This window comes from Fibrobacter sp., assembly GCF_045112255.1.
Taxonomy (GTDB): domain Bacteria; phylum Fibrobacterota; class Fibrobacteria; order Fibrobacterales; family Fibrobacteraceae; genus Fibrobacter.
This window is the reverse complement of the sequence record NZ_JBGUHR010000127.1, coordinates 1-17126: the sequence shown is the minus strand read 5'-3', so window position 1 is coordinate 17126 and position 17126 is coordinate 1. Positions and strand designations below refer to the sequence as shown.

Genomic DNA, 17126 nt, shown 5'->3' with positions numbered 1-17126 from the left:
CTCCTTAATTTATAAGTTCTTTTGATGAAGTCGGCGATTTATCGCTCACCCATTCGTTTCCCTTTTTAAGAACAGGGCAATCGCCAGACAGAACCACATCAACTGCGAAATGTTCTGTTTCGGCATGGCTATTGAGTTCACCACAGTAGTAGAACAAGAACCTAGACATTACGCTCAAAGGAATCGCGTTGCAATCGCCCGCCGGGACATCAAGCACCTTGATGACATTCTCGGTAATTTCCGATACAATATAGGCCGCCGACAAACCATCGCTATACACATTGAACGTATAAAGTCCACAGTTTTCGTCCAAAGTCTCGTTCTTTATCGCCGCAATGATTTGCGGATACATCGCTACAGCCATCGGGAAGTACTCACTCAAGGCATCAACATTCTGCCTTACAATCTTGTGCGGCCAAGGCGTATCAAATTCGCTCGTCATCGGCGGATTCGGATTCTGCGGACCGCCATCTTTATTTTGAGCAATCGATGTTGACAGAATGCCCTTGTCAAACGCGCCTGATTCGATATTGAGCATTTTCAAGTAATAGTCCAGCGTATTCGGCTTCGTCGCGCCTTCATTGGGTCTCTCGGAACTGCTGGATTTTTCACCATACTTTGAATCGCCGAAAGAACTCGAGGATGTTACCGAGCTACTGGATTTTAAGCCAAGATTGGAGTCATCGAAAGAACTAGAGGAACTCCGATTAGCAAGCTCATTCGATTCTACGGACGTGCCTGCAATTTTCTCCGAAGAACAGCCCGCAAAAAAGCTCAACGAAATGATTACCGAGAGCGTTATAAGTACACACAAACTACACTTCTTCATTTTCGTTCTCCTTCACGTTTTTCGTCAGGGGGAATAACTGCAAATTCAATCGATAAACTTGTTCAATATTTTTTTCTTCGGCGGCGATGGCAACAATCTGGCGACGGCATTCGTTCAGTACGCATTCTATTTTGCGGAAAGATTCACGCGAAAGCCCCATGGTCACGCCGCTAAAATTGCGAATGTCCTTGGGAAGTTCAAGCGACGACGTCGCAAGCCTGGACATCTGGCGATGCATATTCCTCATGGCAAGTCGCGTCGCATCCGTCGTGCCCTGGATCGAAATTTCGGACTGGACAAAATTGTCATCTTCTTTTTTCAGGAGTCCCGATTTCGTGAGGAAGTCGAGAGAAGCGCGAACCTCCGCCGCAGAAATCTGTGGATAGCACATCTTTGCCATTTCCCCCGGGGTGGCGCCGGGCATAATCGGAGCCAGTTCCCTGAGGACCGAATTGTGCCAGGTATCGTAAAACCTGAAAAGTTCGCCTTCAATGGACCTAACTTTATAGACATTTGCAATGGAAAGCATTTCATTATAGGCAGCTTTTTTACTGTCTTCCGTTTCCGCCTGGCCGAACTTGACCATTGCCCTGAAATAATCCATTTCGAAACCGGCAAGCCCCATGGCGGCCCCCGTGCGTTCCACGCCGATCCGGCTCAACTTGCTTTTACCGTCGCAAACGACCTTCATGTACGAGGGAGAACTGAATCCAGCGTTCTTGGAGAACTCTCTCCAGGAAAACGCGGAACAGCGCTTGCGTTCCTCGTAGTAATCACGCATGAACATGCGGAAATCGGTATATTCGACGATCGGTTTCATATTAAAAAATATAAAACCGTATTTTTCAGAAATCAAGACATTTTATGCTACAAAATTAAAGATTTTTGCAAAATTTAGGCACTTTTATAAAAATTCATCATAAAAATTTTGCATATACTACATCATGTAGCATATAGAACGACACGTCATTCCCCTAACGGGGCTTGACTACTGCGGTTATCCAATACGAACGCAAGCGTTCGTGCAGTCTAACCTTGCACGTCATTCCGAACGAAGTGAGGACAACTCAGAAGGTGAGTGTCGCGCCCACGCTCGCATGGGCATAACCGAACCAAAGAATTGGGGCATACGCCCCATCCAGTTAAGTTTCACTATTGCAATCTTAAAACTTTACTGGATCCTTCGGGGCAAGCCACTCAGGATGACGTAAAAAGCGCCATGACAATAAAAAACTTATCCCAAAGCCTTACGGGCGGCTTCTTTGGCATGGATGATTGTCGTGTCGTACACGGGGAGCACACTATCCTTTTCAGAGATGAGCATACCGATTTCCGTGCAGCCAAGAATCACGCAATCGGCGCCGCGATCTTTCATATATGCAATGATGCGCTGGTATTCCGCGCGTGACGCATCGAGAACTTTACCGAGGCAGAGTTCGTTGAAAATCACGTTGTTCACAATTTCAATGTCAGAAGCATCAGGAACAACGACTTCAAGGCCTGCGCTCTTGAGGCGATCCTTGATAAAGTCTTGCGTCATCGTGAATTTGGTACCGAGCAGTCCGACCTTCGAAAACCCGTCGCGCTTGACACTTTCAGCCGCAGCTTCTGCAATATGCAAAATCGGAATTTGAATTTCGCGTTCAATCTGTGGTACCAGCTTGTGCATCGTATTTGTCGCAATGACTATAAAATCGGCACCAGCACGTTCAAGGCGCTTTGCCGCATCCGCAAGAATCATAGCATTGCCATCCCAGTCGCCCTTGGACATGTTCGCTTCGAGTTCTGCAAAATCGACACTGTACATCAAGATCTTTGCGCTATGGAAACCGCCCAACGCACGGACAATTTCTTTATTCAGAACTTCATAGTACGTAATTGTACTTTCCCAGCTCATACCGCCAATCAGACCAATCGTTTTCATAGGAACCTCGCACACAAGCGGCTAACAAACACTAGCCAGCGACAGCGCAATTATAACAAATATTTACAGGTCCGTCAATCAAAAGTACAACATGAGAACCTGACAACACAAAAATCAAATCAAAAATAAATTAACAGACTAAGAACAGCCGTTTTTTATATATTACTCAGTATCAAAGGGGGAAAGATGAATTTCAGAAACAAAGCATTTATAACCAGTTCAATTATAGGGATTGCCTTCGCTGTTTTTCTTGCAGGTTGCGACGAAGAAAACATCAGCCAGCCACCTCTAGAGGTGCTTTCACCGTCTAGCGATTCCGAGATTTCGTCCTCCAGCGCATTGCCAGAATCATCCGTAGAATCATCCGTCGCGTCATCAGAACCGTCATCAAGCATTTTGTCCGAACTTCCGTCTTCAAGTTCATTAAGCGAATCGTCTTCTTCGGCCCCGCAGTCAAGCGCGCAAGCGCCCGAAACAAAAGTATCGAGCAGTTCTATAGCGACTCCACCAGCAAAAACAAGTTGCATCATCTCCACGAGTTCCTTTAATCCAGACAATTACAACGAAGACCCCGAATGCGTCATCAGGCAGCTGACAGCAGGAGTCGTTGAAACTCTTGTAAAGCAAGGCATGGATTCCACCAGCGCGTTCAATACGGCAAAGCTAAAACTTTATTCCATATTCTCCCTAGACACACTGCTACAACACCAAACTTTACATTCCACATCTATCGGCTATACATTTTCACATTTAATCCCTCCCGACAACGATTCTTCAAAGACGAGAAGCGATTTTATCGAAAAATTCACGAAAGGCGAGACCTTCGACGAGACATTTATATGTTCCGCCTATGAAGGTTTTTCTATCGAGAAATTCTTAAGCATAATCAACCCGACATCAACCTGGGGAGATTACGGAAGATACAGCACCAATTACGCCGTTCAGGAACCGCAATATATTTTAAGGAACTTGTGGAGGCATTGCGGACAGCTCCCCTATTGCGACTCCGCCCATTACGGACTTTTCAAAACATACCGTTGCAGCTCGGACAAGGTAAATTGCAAAGATAACGGCAAGGATTTCGTCTGTGCCTACAACAATTGGAGAACGCCAAACGCAAAGGAATACGAAACACACGGCAAAGAATGCTCCGTAAACAACACGCGTTTCCCGAGCGATTCTTTCCCAAGCGAGTTCTACATATGCTACGAAGGTCGGTGGTACCTCTCTAGGGACAACCTCGTCGATAGCCTGCCCCAGGAATACTTTTTCAACGAGAATATCAAATACGACACATTGACCGACCCGAGAGACGGCAAGAAATACAGAACCGTCGTTTTCGAGAATCAAGTCTGGATGGCCGAAAACATCAACTACTACAGCGAAAGCGACTCCCTCATCAAGAACTACAGCAAATGCGCACAAAAAATCGGTTGCAGATACGGGCGCTTCTACAATGCCGACGCCGCCACCCACGCATGCCCCGAAGGTTGGCACCTGCCTAAAGAAGCGGACGTTTCCAACTGGGATGAAATGCCCTACGCCGAAGCGACCGTATTCTTGCCAAAACTCTTTTCACGCCTGACTGGCGAACGTGGCGCGACAAACGAATCCGGACTTTCCCTTTTATCCATCAATGCTGTTGATCCGTATGGTTGGGATTATCTCGGTGTGACATATGGATACTTTTGGGTAGACTCAAGGAAAGAATTCTACATCGCCACAACGCATGCCAACTTCAGCGAAGTCGATCCGCGCGAAAAAGGACAGTTCGTGCCCGTCCGCTGCATCAAGGACAATTAGGAAATTGAACATTCCGTGTATTTCAAATGCACTAACGTGCAGTATTCAAAATTTTTATATATTTGCTTGACGATCATAGCAAACACAAAAGCCCCCATTAGTATTGGTGCGAAAATCGTTTGCTATATATGGAAGTGAATTTTAAAGAGATTGATTAATGGCAGCTACGAAATATACAGAAGACAGCATCAAATCCCTAGAGTGGCATGAACACATCCGTCTGCGCCCCGGTATGTACATCGGTAAACTTGGCGACGGACAAAGCCCGGACGACGGCATTTACGTGCTCGTCAAGGAAATTATCGACAACTCCATCGACGAATTCGTGATGGGTGCCGGCAAGAAAATTGAAATCAATATTGACGATCATGCGGCCCGCGTGCGCGACTACGGGCGCGGCATTCCTCTCGGCAAGGTCATTGACTGCGTATCGAAGATCAACACGGGTGGTAAGTACGATTCCGAAGCATTCCAGAAGTCCGTCGGTTTGAACGGCGTGGGTACAAAGGCTGTGAACGCACTTTCCACGAGATTCATCGTCAAGAGCTACCGCGACGGCCGCATGAAGCAGGCCGAATTCAGCCGTGGTGTGCTTGTGCAGGACTACAAGGAATGCGCAACAACTGAAAAGAACGGTACCGAAATTTACTTTGAACCGGATGCCGACATTTTCAAGAATTACCGCTTCCTCCCAGCCTACATGGAAGAAAAGGTCTGGAACTACGCTTACTTGAACAACGGCCTCCAGCTCGTAATGAACGACAAGGTCTACACGAGCCCGAACGGCCTTTTGGACCTTTTGAACAAGCACGTGGACGATTCCATCCGCTACCCGGTGATCCACTTCAAGGGTAAGGATATCGAATGTGCCTTCACGCACGGGAACCAGTACGGCGAACATTACTACAGCTTTGTGAACGGTCAGCACACTACGCAGGGCGGTACGCACCAGCAGGCTTTCCGCGAAGGTCTTGTGAAAGGCGCTCGCGACCACTTCAAGAAGGACTTGGATCCGCAAGACGTGCGTAACTGCGTCATTGGTGCGATTTCCGTGCGCATCCAGGAACCGGTTTTCGAATCCCAGACAAAGACAAAGCTCGGCTCGACGACGGTCGCTCCGGGTGGCGCCCAGCTGCGCTCCTGGGTCGTGGATTACGTAGCAAGCGAATTCGACAACTTTTTGCACAAGAATCCCGAAACCGAAAAGGCACTCCTCAACCGCATCACGCAAAACGAACGTGAACGCAAGGAAATCGCAGGCATCAAGAAGCTCGCGAACGAACGCGCCAAGAAGGCGAACTTGCACAACCGCAAACTCCGCGACTGCAAGATCCACCTCACCGACGTCAAAAACGCGCTCAACCGCGAATCGATGATTTTCATTACAGAAGGTGACTCCGCATCCGGTTCCATCACCAAGGCCCGTAACGTGCAGACGCAAGCTGTGTTCAGCCTCCGCGGTAAGCCGCTCAACAGCTTTGGCATGACGAAGAAGGTCGTGTACGAGAACGAAGAATTCAACTTGTTGCAGCACGCGCTCGACATCGAAAACGGTCTCGAGAACTTGCGTTACGACAAAGTGATTATCGCGACCGATGCTGATGTGGACGGTATGCACATTCGCCTTTTGCTCATGACATTCTTCTTGCAGTTCTTCCCGGAACTCGTAGAACAGAAGCACCTGTACATCTTGCAGACGCCGCTTTTCCGTGTGCGCAACAAGCAGGTGACCAAGTACTGCTACGATGAAGCAGAACGCGACAAGGCTGCAAAGGAAATTGGCAAGACCGGTCTCGAGATTACACGATTCAAAGGTCTTGGCGAAATCAGCCCGGAAGAATTCGGACAGTTCATCAACGAGGACATGCGCCTTGAAACAGTGAGCATTCCACCCGACGCTTCGCTCGGCAAAATGCTGGAATACTACATGGGCAACAACACGCCGATGCGCCAGGAACACATCGTGCTGAACCTGAGAGCAGAAGCCGTGGAAGAGTTGTAGCGGTCATCGGTCATTAGTCATTAGTTTTTAGTTTAAAGGCTGGCGGCTTCGCCGCAGTTAAAAAACTAAATCACTAGCTTTTAATGCCATTCTAAAGCCTAAGGCAATAGAATGGCATTTTTATTTTTTCCAAATTCCATAAAAATCTATATTTACGGCATAAAATAGGGTTTTCTCTTATTCTCTATCTGAAACTTCGACACTTTCATACACAGAGAATAAGACGGACGCTCACGTCTGCGACAGACAATAGTCTGCCGCATCGTTTGGCTATATAGCAATTTATCTTTGCCGATGCCGCACGACCTTTTGGGGCGTGAGTTGTTTGCGTTTATTTGTGTAGGGCAGTCGAAGGCCTCAGGTAGATAGATGCATTCAACTCCACGCCTTTTTTGTATTCAAAAAAGTCAGAGTCAGAGCAACATAAGGGCAAACTCGCAGAGTATCGCTCTTGTTCTCTACCTGAAACTTCGACACTTTCATACATAAAGAATAAGGCAATTACTCGCTATCACTCATAAAAATGAGTGTATTGTATCCTGAGTGCCCAAAGCATTCGGGATGTTGGTGTATGGCAATGCACCAACGCGGGTTATTGCATTCTTTTGGAATTGTCACACATTCAGGCTTCAACGAGAGTGAACTCGTTCACTTTCAACTCGGAGCGAATGATGACAAAAGCAGCTCTTAAAATAGTATCTCTCTTCTCGGGATGCGGTGGACTTGACAAAGGTTTTGAAAACGCAGGATTTAAAATCATATGGGCAAACGAATACGATAAATCCATATGGGCAACCTTCGAAGCCAATTACCCCAATGTACCATTAGACCATAGAAGTATAACAGACATTTCTGAAGATGAAATTCCAGATTGCGATGGAATTCTTGGAGGTCCACCCTGTCAAAGTTGGAGCGAAGCTGGAGCCGGTCGCGGAATAAACGACAAAAGGGGCCTGCTATTCTACGATTACATTCGCGTATTAAAAGCAAAACAACCCAAATTTTTCTTGTGCGAGAATGTATCAGGAATTCTTAGTTCTAGACATTACAAGTCATTTCAAGAGTTTTTAAATAAATTCGAAGAAGCTGGATACAATGTATCCTGGAAACTCGTAAACGCAAACGATTACAATGTTCCCGAAGACAGAGAACGAGTTATCATAGTTGGCTACAGAAAGGATTTAAATAAAAAATTTGTCCATCCAGAACCTTTAGAACATAAACCTAATCTAAAAGAAGCCATTGGCGACTTGCCAGAAGCCATTCCCGCACAAAAATTCAATAAAGCGAACAAAGACCTCAATATTCCCAATCATGAATACATGACGGGAGGATTCTCTCCCATATTCATGTCACGCAATAGAGTGCGCAGCTGGGACGAGCCTTCATTTACAATTCAAGCGGGCGGACGACAAGCTCCATTTCATCCCAAAGCTCCAAAAATGGTCAAGGTCGAAAAGAACAAACAAATTTTCGCACCAGGTCACGAATCAGAATATAGACGATTAAGCGTTCGCGAATGCGCTAGAATTCAAACTTTTCCTGACGACTACAAGTTCATCTATAAAGATGTTTCTGTTGGCTATAAAGTCATCGGCAATGCCGTTCCTGTTAATCTCGCATACGCCATGGCTATGCAAATCAAAAAGGATTTGAAATGAGCAATATCATTGATGCTATAATCAATCTCGTGAATTACAAAAACAATTCCCTTCTTGAAAATACAGCAGGAAACAACAGAGCAAACAATTCCGGTGATGGTTTGGAAGAATATGTCAAAGACCTTTTTGCAGGAACATTCGATATTGAAGGAGCTCAAAGGCTAGAAAAGATCCATGAAACATTTTCCTATTTAGGAAATAATTCCAATCCACCGGACGCCATGTTAAGAAAAGGTGACGCCATTGAAGTCAAGAAAATAGAATCACCCAATTCTGCACTTGCTTTAAATAGTAGCTACCCCAAAAACAAGCTATTCGCAAGCAGTCAAATGATAAGCCAAGCTTGCCAAAAGGCCGAACAATGGGATTGTAAAGATATCATGTATGTTGTCGGTTTCGTGCAAAGCAACCAACTAAAGCAATTGAGTATAGTCTATGGCATGGATTATTGTGCTGACGAATCCTGTTATTTGAGAATAAAGAACACCATCAAAGAATCCGTAGAAAGCATTCCTTCAATTGAATTTGCCGAATCACGAGAACTCGGCCATATCAATAAGGTCGATCCCCTAGGCATAACATATATGCGAGTTCGTGGTATGTGGGGCATAGAAAACCCATGGAAAGTTTTTTCTTATGTATACCAGCGAAATTCCAACAACCATTTTTCATTCATGTGCATCATCAATAATGAAAAATGGGCAACACTCGAAAACACCTCATCTTTGGAAAATTTAGCGGGAACCGAAAATTCACTAACAATTTCCAGCATTCGCATCAAAGATCCAAACAATCCAGCAAACCTGCGAGACGCAAAACTAATTTCTTTTAGCTTTTAAATCCTACAAATTCGAGCCCCAAAGAATAGGCGATATTATCAAGCATTTGGAATTCATCATCAAGTTCCAAATGCATTTTTGCATTGGTAGCCCCGCAATAAGAGAACCGTCCACCCATAGAAACATACTTATCGAGAACTACAGGTAAAAAATCTCGCTCGGTTGAAAATCCGAGTTCTTTTAAAGCATTTTCAATAATTTGTAATTTTTCATTCATTTCGATAAATCCTGTATAAAAAAATAGTTTAATCCAATGTCACAAAACGACAACTAGTATTTTTCATTCCGTGCTTTTTCTTTCGAAATTTCATTACTTTTCTTTAAAACCTCATCCAAGGTAAAATCCTCCTTGCTAAAAAAGAAGGTATTAGAGCCCAAATCTTTGAGCGACGCACCAAAATGATATGCGGTATCATCAACAAATAGGAATCTATCATGCATACCATAACTGGGCAAAATTTTTATTGGGCAATTCGGATATTGAGCATTATACACCGACAAGTCAACTCCAAAAACTTTACTTTTGTCGTAGGTATAAATTGTTACAGAAACATCTTTTTGCCGTTTAAGCATTATTGCCAAAGTTTTCTCGTCCACACATCTATCAACTAGAACAATTCTCTTTTTGGCCTGCCTAATCAAACCACACACAAACACATAAGCATCGAAAACCTGGTTATTATAGAACAAGCCCTTTGAACGCATTTCGCCCCTATCCATAGCTTCAAAAAGTTCATCCAATTTTTGTTCATGTTCAAGCATTTTCCGGTCTTGCGCAAGTATCCGTTCATCCTGATCAATAATCTTCGCTTCTACATTTGAAAGGCGATTAACAAAGCCTCCATTTTGCATCATAAAATGACGCATGGCTACAAAAGCATTCATAATGCCTATGCTTACTCTAATGGCATTTTCACTATGCAATACGGCAGAAAGCATTGCAACCCCTTGTTCCGTGAATGCATAAGGCAATTTTTTCACATTAAAACCGCGTTTATTGCCACTAGCGTTCAAAGTCGCAACTTGCGACTTTGAACAACGAGAAGCCTCCTCCAAATCCAACTGAAAGCAGAATTCCTCAGGAAATCTTTCGATATTACGTTTCACCTGTTCATTGATGCGTTTCGTTTCCACCCCATAAAGCGTAGCCAAATCGCGGTCAAGTAGCACTTGCTTATCACGAATGACAAGAATCATCCTTTCAATTCCAGTCGCAGTCAAAGGATTCAACGAGATAACCTCATTGCCTACATTGCTTTTCATTTTTGCCCCCACAAAAAAAGCCGGCTTTTATATTTTCATATAAAAAACCGGCAATTTGATAACTCTTTATTTTTGTTTGAGGTGAACAACAATCACCAATAATTTCAATATACAAAAAACAATTTCAAAAAAACAATATTTAAAATCAAAAATCCCGCGAACCTAAAAAGTCGCGGGATTTTTCATTTACATTTAAAGAGACTTACACTTTATGCAGAGTCTGCGTCTTGGGGCCTTTCACACCGGCAGGGAGGATCATCATGACCTTTTCCATGCGGGTGCCGTCCATGCGCAGAACGCGGAACGTGTAGCCTTGAATCTTGACTTCGGCGCCCGGCGACGGGATGATTCCAAGCGTTGCCTGGATAAGGCCGGAAAGCGTTTCCACATGGGAATTCTCAGGCGGCTTGAGTTCCACGTCGAGTTCGTATTCCAAATCCGAGAGCGTCATCAGCGGGTCGAGAATGTAGCGTCCGTCCTTCAACTTTTGCACGTCCTCGTCTTCGTCCATGTCGTCTTCGTCGCGGATTTCACCGACGATTTCTTCGAGAATGTCTTCGAGCGTGACAAGGCCAGCCGTGCCGCCGTATTCATCGACAACAATCGCGAGCTGGTTACCCGTCTTACGGAGTTCCGTCAAAAGATCGTCAATCTTCTTGTGGTATGGCACGTAGACCGGCGGCATCACGAGCTTCATCAAGTCAAACGGTTCATCGTGATGTTCCGTGTACCATTCCAAGAAGTCGCGGTTCGAAAGGATACCGACAATGTTGTCGACCGTTTCCTTGTACACCGGCAAACGCGAATGGCGTTCGTTGTTCAAGACCTTTACCAAGTCCTCAAGCGACGTATCCACATCGATGGCGCACATATCCACACGCGGCGTCATGATTTCGCGCACCGGCGTTTCCACGAAGTCAAAGATGTTGAGAATCATCTGTCGCTCTTCTTTTTCAAGGCCTTCGCCTTCAGAGAGCGATGCATCCGAGAGGTCCGCCTGCACAGCGTCGCGGCGTTCTTCGGGCAAGAAGCTGAGCTTGGCATCGTAGCCGAGAGCGTCCAAAAGCTTGAGGTAAATCGTATGGCAAACGCGGCCCACCGGCACAAACGGCATGCGGATGAGCCTGTACAGCGGCACGAGCACCACGGACAAAGTATCCGGTTTCAAGTTGCCGATCAGGTTCGGGAAAAAGATGGTCACGACATAAATCACGGCACAAGCGCAAAGCATGTACGCCATGATTCCGAGCAGCCAAAAGTCGTGCGTCCACTGCCACGGGGCATTCGAGAACAGATAAAAACCGAACACGCCAATGCCCACGTCCGAAAAGATTCGGCCGATGGAGACGGTTTCGTTGTAGCCGCGGTTTTCGACAATCTTTGCAATCTTCGCTTCGCGGTCCGTGCGGTCGTGGTCTTCACGCTTGGCATAGATGGCGGCAAAGACAGCCTTGATTAAAGTAAACGACGCAGAAACTAAAAGAAAGAAAACGAGAAGAACAATCGCAATGGTGTTCGGATCACCCATTTTCCATGCTCTCCTTGTCCTTGTACGGATCCAGTCCCAGGAACTCACATTCGCGGGCGCGCATCACCTTGCGGTCGGCAGCCTTGATATGGTCGTACCCCGACAGGTGGAGCAAGCCATGGACAATCACGCGCTTCATCTCGGCAAAAAAACTGTTGCCGTACTGCGGGGCCTGGCGCTTGACCTGGTCTCTTGCGATGTAGATTTCGCCGAGCATTTCATCTTCGCCCGGGATTTCTTCGTGCCATTCGAATGAAAGCACATCCGTCACCTTGTCGAGTCCGCGGTAGTTCTTGTTCATCTCGCGAACGAACTCGTCCGTGCAGAGCACGATGTTGACGTTATTCTCCGTACCTTCTTCGGCAAGGAGCTTGCGGGCCATAGCTTCGAACTTATCCTTCCACGGGAAGGACTCGATATTCCCCTCGCACAGGAAATCGATAGTGTAGTCTTTCTTTTTACTAGCAGGGTCTGGCATTAAATGTTATACCACTTTTTTAAGACGTTGATAATGGCTTCGGCTTGCGCCTTGCCTGTAATCTTGAACTTGCCTTGGGGCTTGAATGTGCCTTGCATCTTGCGGTAACGGCGCAGAGAGACCTTCGGTTCGCTGAACTCGCCCGTTTTCGGGTCACGGTCCTGGTAGAAGAACATCACGGTCGGCCAGGCGCCCTTCGAAAGGACTTCCTTGCTCAATTCCTTGATGACGACTTCGCCGGTTTCTTCGTCAGTGTATTCGACGGTCAAATCTTCGACTTCTGCACTCATTTTTACCTCCAATGAAACACAAGTACAATACAATTATAACATTATTATGGAGCTTGTGGGCTATGGGCGCGCTCGTTACACTCGCTTTGAGGTATTGTTATATAAAAGTGATTAGTGGTTGGTGGTTAACGATTAGGATTTTTATTGAGTCCAGACGAAAGACGAGAGACGAGAGATTTTTTAATCATCAACTCGTGCGAAGCACCTTAATTTCTCTTTCGTCTCTAGTCTATAGCGAGCCTAGCGAGCGTACTCTCGTCTAATGCGCCTTCGGCGCATGATGATGCTCGCAGCAGCCACCGTGGGTATGGTCATGGCTTCCGAGAACGCGATGCGGCACCCCGTGAGCAATCAAATCGACTTCGCAGCCATAAGTGCTATGGAGCATTTCTTCGGTCAGGTTCGCGCCCTCGTGGTAATGCACGGAGTGGTTCACGCAAACGACACTCTTCACCTTGTGCGAAAGCGCCATCAGGTCATGCGTGACAATCACAATCGTCATCGTCTCGCTAAATTCAGCAAGCATGTTATAAAGAGCTTCAATTCCCGCCACATCAATATTGTTGGACGGTTCGTCCAAAAAGAGGATTTTCGGATTGCAGACAAGAGAACGTGCAATCAAGACACGCTGGCGTTCACCGCCACTCAGTTCACCAAGACGGCGGTCCAGGAAGCCCGCGATATGCACACGCTCAAGTGCAGCCTTCACTTCATCCGACTTGGGAGAAAGCCCAGTCTTGCCTGTTGCAACGCATTCGCCCACCGTAATCGGAAAATCGATATTCTTGTTCGTGTTCTGCGGCACATAGCCAATAGCCACTTTCTTCGTCGGAACCTTTTCGCCAAACACGCGCACCGTTCCAGATGTCGGCTTCAAGAGTCCGACCATCAACCTCATCAGCGTGGACTTGCCACCGCCATTCGGCCCGATAATCGCAACAAAGTCATTTTCGTCAATAGACAAGTTCACGTCCGTAAGCACGGGCGACTTTCCATAGCCAAACGAAAGATCTTTGATGTCAATGGCAGACATTATCTCTTTTTCGCCTCAGAGAGAGCATCAATAAACTTTTGAGTATTACCGATAAAGTCTTCAGACAGCGGATCTGTTTCGACAACAACAGCGCCTAAATCCTTTGCGATAGTCGCAGCAGCACGTTTGCTGAATTCCGGCTGCACAAAGACAGCCTTGATATTTTTTTTGCGCCCCATCTGGATGAGCTTCGCCAAATCCCGAGGTTTCGGCTCTTTACCATTCACTTCAATTGCATACTGAGTGAGCTTGTAATCCTTGGCGAGATAGCCATACGACGGATGGAACACGATGAACGATCGACGATCTAATGGCAAGCCCATGATCACAGAAGTCAACTTACGATGGACCTTGCGCAAAAGTTCCTGCGTGTTCTGGAATCTAGCCGTGTAGTAAGCAACATGTTCAGGATCAATATTCTTCAAAGCTTCATAGATATTTATGGCCAAAAGTTGCATACGGTACGGAGACGTCCAAATATGCGGATCAAGCTCATTTTCATCATCGTGATCTTCGGCTTTCATCCATTCGATATTCCTGGAGAAATTCACGACCTGAACATTTTTATTAGCCCCCAGAAAACGAGGGAGCCAGGCATTATCCAAGCCAGACCCATCTGTGAAGTAAACCTTGGCAAGCGAAAACGCCTTGATAATCGCAGGCTTTGGTTCATAATTGTGCGGGTCCGCACCCGGCGGCAAAAGCGTCACCACATTCAAGCGCGCACCACCAAGCATTTTTAGCAAAGTAGAATAAGGCTGTAAAGAAACCGCAACCGTGATATGTTCATTGCCAGCGCAGACAATTGCGGCTGGAATCAAGACAAGCAAAAACAGGGATCGAAGAAGACGCATTATTTTTTTCCTTCCAAAAAGGCGTTAAAATCTATTTCGCTAACATTATTGACAATAAATTCAGGCTTCACGTCGAGTTTTTCGACATCCGCCATTTTCGATTCACCGCACAGAGGCAGCACAAAACGGCAGCCGGACCGCTTCGCCAGTTCAAAGTCCGTATAGAGACGGTCACCCACGAACAGGATTTCTTCGGGGCGGTAAAGTTTCAAAAGCCCAGAGAGCATCGCCGGATTCGGCTTGCCAAAGCTCATCTCAGGTTCGACACCGTAAGCCGTTTTGAGGAGAGCCATGAAGCTTCCGATATCGGGCACCGGGCCGCGTTCGTCGGGGCAGACAAAATCCGTATGCGTGACCCAGAACGGGATGCCACGCTGCACTCGGAAAGAAAGCTCACAAAGTTCGCGGTAGTCAAAGCTATTGTGGTAAGCGACAAGCACGAGTTCGGTTTCTTCAACCGACGGGCGCAAATTGAGGCTTGGGTCCTGAGCCGCAAACCATTCGTACACTTCCGGATTCGCAAAGAAAAAGACGTTCTTAATCTTGCGTTCGTGAATCGCATCAAGCGAAAGGTAAAGCGCCGAGATGATGGAATCATCAGCCAGCGGAAGCCCCATGACCTTGAGGCGGTTTTCGTAAAAGACCGGAGACTTGCTCGTGTTGTTGCTCAAATAATAGACCGGCACACGCTTAGCCACGCGATTGACCGTTTCGACCGCACCAGGGTATGGGCGGCCACTCAAATAGAGAGTTCCGTCTAAATCGAAGACAACAGCTTTAACAGGATTTTTCACGAGGTGTAATATAGAAATTTTCTATTTTAACGTGCATGAAAACTCCTGATAGTCGTTTCTATTGCCCGCTCATTTGCGTTGGCACCATTATCTTGGACGAAAATGAAAGCAGCCATGCCGTACGCGTTTGCCGAGCCGCAAATGGCGACACGCTACAGCTCTGCGACGGCCTCGGGCATTACGCCGATGCAACAATCACCAAGGCAGACGCTAAAGCTTGCGAAGTTCGGGTAGATACTGTCGAAGACGCTCCATTCAAGCGCCCACGTCTGAACCTCGGCATCGCCTGCCTCAAGGATGACGCGCTCGAAGAAGTCGTTTTCCATGCGGCTCAGACTGAAACGGACAGCATCATTTTTTTGCGCACGGACTACTCACAAGAACCCAAGAACTCCGACTTGAAAAAGACGGTTAGACGCGCCGAACTCAAATCGCTCGTAAGCCTCAAGCAATCCAAGAAGCCCTGGATGACACACATCGAAGGGCCGATTGAATTCGACAAGTGGCTCAAGGATTATCAGGGAGACTTGATTCTCTGCGATATCGATGGAGAACGCAAGTTGGATTTGGGGTTGGCAGAAAGCGCCGCAAACGGGAACACCACGCCAATTACTTTACTTGTAGGCCCAGAAGGTGGATTTTCGCCACGCGAAATAGAAGCGATAAAAGCGTTCAAGAATGGGAAAGTCCATCTGCTGAACTTAGGCAATACACGCCTCCGCGCCCGCACCGCCGCAATAATTGCTTTAGGAAAAGTGCTGTAATGAAAATGCCGCGCAACCGCGCGGCACTTTTAATATTTATCGAACATTCACGATTCTATTTCGTCCGGCAATGCGCAAGAGGTAACGACCAGACTTTGCCACTTGCAGCATAACCGTAGAACCGTTGGCTTGACCATGTTGCAACAAGCGCCCCTGTAAGTCCATGAGCGCATATTTTTCGCCCGCTTGTAAACCGCTAATTTCGACCATGCGGCCTTGCGTACGAATCGCCACCGGCGATGCAGCAAATGCAGATGCTATCGAGACCTTGCCAGAACTACTTGATTTCGATACGTTTGAGGACGAAGACTGCGGCGCACTCGATGAAGACACATCCGTTGCACTTGACGAACTCGAAACGCTTGAAGAGCTGTTCGAACCAGGTTCAGACGGATTTACGATAAACTGTTCTGCATAGGCATCCACAACATCCTTCTTGAAATTCGGATACGGATCGCCAGCGACCTGATTCCATCCATCGCCATTTACATCACCCTTAGTGTAATCATGCAATTTTTTAGCAAGAGACAAATCGGTAAACGCATTTGCAGTTGCAGCCAAGCCACCATTCTTTGAAGGTACAGATTCAAGGAAGAAAACGTTGTCTGCCGTCAATTTATAGTTTTTGCTCGTCTTTACAACAAGAGCGTCTGCAGAGGAGTCCGGCGAAAGAGTTCCTTTATAGAACACGTTCGTCAAAACAATGGGATGAGAGGATTGCGATACAAGCCCACCCACATATAGAGTCTTTGCAGTCACATCAACAGCGCTATAAGCATTCTGAATCGTTGTCGAAGTATATTGGTTTGCGACTAATCCGCCAGCAATCGGCCCTCGTGACGCATTGACAATTCCGTCATTATAAACATACGCCATAAACGTACGAGAATCGTCACCACCCGTCACTTCACCCACTAGGCCACCAACAATAGTTCCTCCTTGAACCGTTCCCGAGTGATAAGCGTTTACAATGTACGCTGGATTTGTAGCCTTTTTAATAGCGGGTGCATGAACGGCCATATTCATTACCGGTTTAGTTAAAGTATATACTTTTTTCTCGTTTA

Annotated in this window: 16 protein-coding genes and 1 pseudogene; 5 read left to right on the top strand and 12 right to left on the bottom strand. The window is 46.5% G+C overall.

Going from position 1 to position 17126, the window contains the following annotated elements:
• Positions 1-4: 4 nt before the first annotated feature.
• From ACJMM9_RS16460 to ACJMM9_RS16450, 3 genes are all read right to left on the bottom strand, one after another.
• The gene (locus ACJMM9_RS16460) at positions 5-829 is read right to left on the bottom strand and encodes a hypothetical protein (protein ID WP_405329402.1); all 825 of its coding nucleotides are present in this window, start codon (positions 827-829) and stop codon (positions 5-7) included.
• A complete protein-coding gene (locus ACJMM9_RS16455; RefSeq protein WP_405329399.1) occupies positions 816-1649 on the bottom strand; it encodes a TIGR02147 family protein in 834 nt (277 codons plus the stop codon). The genes ACJMM9_RS16460 and ACJMM9_RS16455 overlap by 14 nt, the downstream gene beginning before the upstream one ends.
• Before the next feature lie 414 nt (positions 1650-2063).
• The gene (locus ACJMM9_RS16450; RefSeq protein ID WP_405329396.1) at positions 2064-2753 is read right to left on the bottom strand and encodes an aspartate/glutamate racemase family protein; all 690 of its coding nucleotides are present in this window, start codon (positions 2751-2753) and stop codon (positions 2064-2066) included.
• 186 nt (positions 2754-2939) lie between these two features.
• Here ACJMM9_RS16450 and ACJMM9_RS16445 point away from each other — a divergent pair, with 186 nt between their 5' ends.
• From ACJMM9_RS16445 to ACJMM9_RS16430, 4 genes are all read left to right on the top strand, one after another.
• Positions 2940-4556: an FISUMP domain-containing protein gene (locus ACJMM9_RS16445; RefSeq protein ID WP_405329393.1), complete on the top strand. Its 1617-nt coding sequence runs from the start codon at positions 2940-2942 to the stop codon at positions 4554-4556.
• A gap of 157 nt (positions 4557-4713) precedes the next feature.
• Positions 4714-6558: a DNA topoisomerase IV subunit B gene (locus ACJMM9_RS16440; RefSeq protein WP_405329390.1), complete on the top strand. Its 1845-nt coding sequence runs from the start codon at positions 4714-4716 to the stop codon at positions 6556-6558.
• A 671-nt stretch (positions 6559-7229) separates the two neighbouring features.
• Positions 7230-8219 carry a DNA cytosine methyltransferase gene (locus ACJMM9_RS16435; protein ID WP_405329456.1) on the top strand — a complete coding sequence of 330 codons (990 nt, stop codon included), beginning with the start codon at positions 7230-7232 and terminating at the stop codon, positions 8217-8219.
• Positions 8216-9058 carry an NgoPII family restriction endonuclease gene (locus ACJMM9_RS16430; RefSeq protein ID WP_405329387.1) on the top strand — a complete coding sequence of 281 codons (843 nt, stop codon included), beginning with the start codon at positions 8216-8218 and terminating at the stop codon, positions 9056-9058. The genes ACJMM9_RS16435 and ACJMM9_RS16430 overlap by 4 nt, the downstream gene beginning before the upstream one ends.
• Here ACJMM9_RS16430 and ACJMM9_RS16425 read toward each other — a convergent pair.
• The 8 genes from ACJMM9_RS16425 to ACJMM9_RS16390 form a co-directional block, all read right to left on the bottom strand.
• Positions 9048-9275 carry a hypothetical protein gene (locus tag ACJMM9_RS16425; RefSeq protein WP_405329384.1) on the bottom strand — a complete coding sequence of 76 codons (228 nt, stop codon included), beginning with the start codon at positions 9273-9275 and terminating at the stop codon, positions 9048-9050. The genes ACJMM9_RS16430 and ACJMM9_RS16425 overlap by 11 nt on opposite strands.
• A 53-nt stretch (positions 9276-9328) precedes the next feature.
• The gene (locus tag ACJMM9_RS16420; RefSeq protein WP_405329381.1) at positions 9329-10321 is read right to left on the bottom strand and encodes an ORF6N domain-containing protein; all 993 of its coding nucleotides are present in this window, start codon (positions 10319-10321) and stop codon (positions 9329-9331) included.
• 202 nt (positions 10322-10523) lie between these two features.
• The gene (locus ACJMM9_RS16415) at positions 10524-11849 is read right to left on the bottom strand and encodes a hemolysin family protein (protein WP_405329378.1); all 1326 of its coding nucleotides are present in this window, start codon (positions 11847-11849) and stop codon (positions 10524-10526) included.
• On the bottom strand, positions 11842-12327 hold the full coding sequence (gene ybeY / locus ACJMM9_RS16410) for an rRNA maturation RNase YbeY (protein WP_405329375.1): 486 nt from the start codon (positions 12325-12327) through the stop codon (positions 11842-11844). The genes ACJMM9_RS16415 and ybeY overlap by 8 nt, the downstream gene beginning before the upstream one ends.
• Entirely contained in the window at positions 12327-12617 is a 291-nt protein-coding gene (locus ACJMM9_RS16405; RefSeq protein WP_012820392.1) for a hypothetical protein, read from the bottom strand. The genes ybeY and ACJMM9_RS16405 overlap by 1 nt, the downstream gene beginning before the upstream one ends.
• Positions 12618-12876: 259 nt before the next feature.
• Positions 12877-13650: a metal ABC transporter ATP-binding protein gene (locus ACJMM9_RS16400; protein WP_405329371.1), complete on the bottom strand. Its 774-nt coding sequence runs from the start codon at positions 13648-13650 to the stop codon at positions 12877-12879.
• Positions 13650-14504 (bottom strand): metal ABC transporter solute-binding protein, Zn/Mn family, encoded by an 855-nt coding sequence (locus ACJMM9_RS16395; RefSeq protein WP_405329369.1) that lies wholly within the window; start codon positions 14502-14504, stop codon positions 13650-13652. Before ACJMM9_RS16395 ends, ACJMM9_RS16400 begins: the two co-directional genes overlap by 1 nt.
• Positions 14504-15298 carry an HAD-IIA family hydrolase gene (locus tag ACJMM9_RS16390; protein WP_405329366.1) on the bottom strand — a complete coding sequence of 265 codons (795 nt, stop codon included), beginning with the start codon at positions 15296-15298 and terminating at the stop codon, positions 14504-14506. Before ACJMM9_RS16390 ends, ACJMM9_RS16395 begins: the two co-directional genes overlap by 1 nt.
• Positions 15299-15333: 35 nt before the next feature.
• On the opposite strand from ACJMM9_RS16390, the gene ACJMM9_RS16385 reads away from it, so the two are divergent.
• Entirely contained in the window at positions 15334-16062 is a 729-nt protein-coding gene (locus ACJMM9_RS16385) for an RsmE family RNA methyltransferase (RefSeq protein ID WP_405329363.1), read from the top strand.
• Between the two features lie 36 nt (positions 16063-16098).
• On the opposite strand, the pseudogene ACJMM9_RS16380 reads toward ACJMM9_RS16385, so the two are convergent.
• A pseudogene (locus ACJMM9_RS16380) lies at positions 16099-17126 on the bottom strand (cell wall-binding protein); the annotation flags it as partial.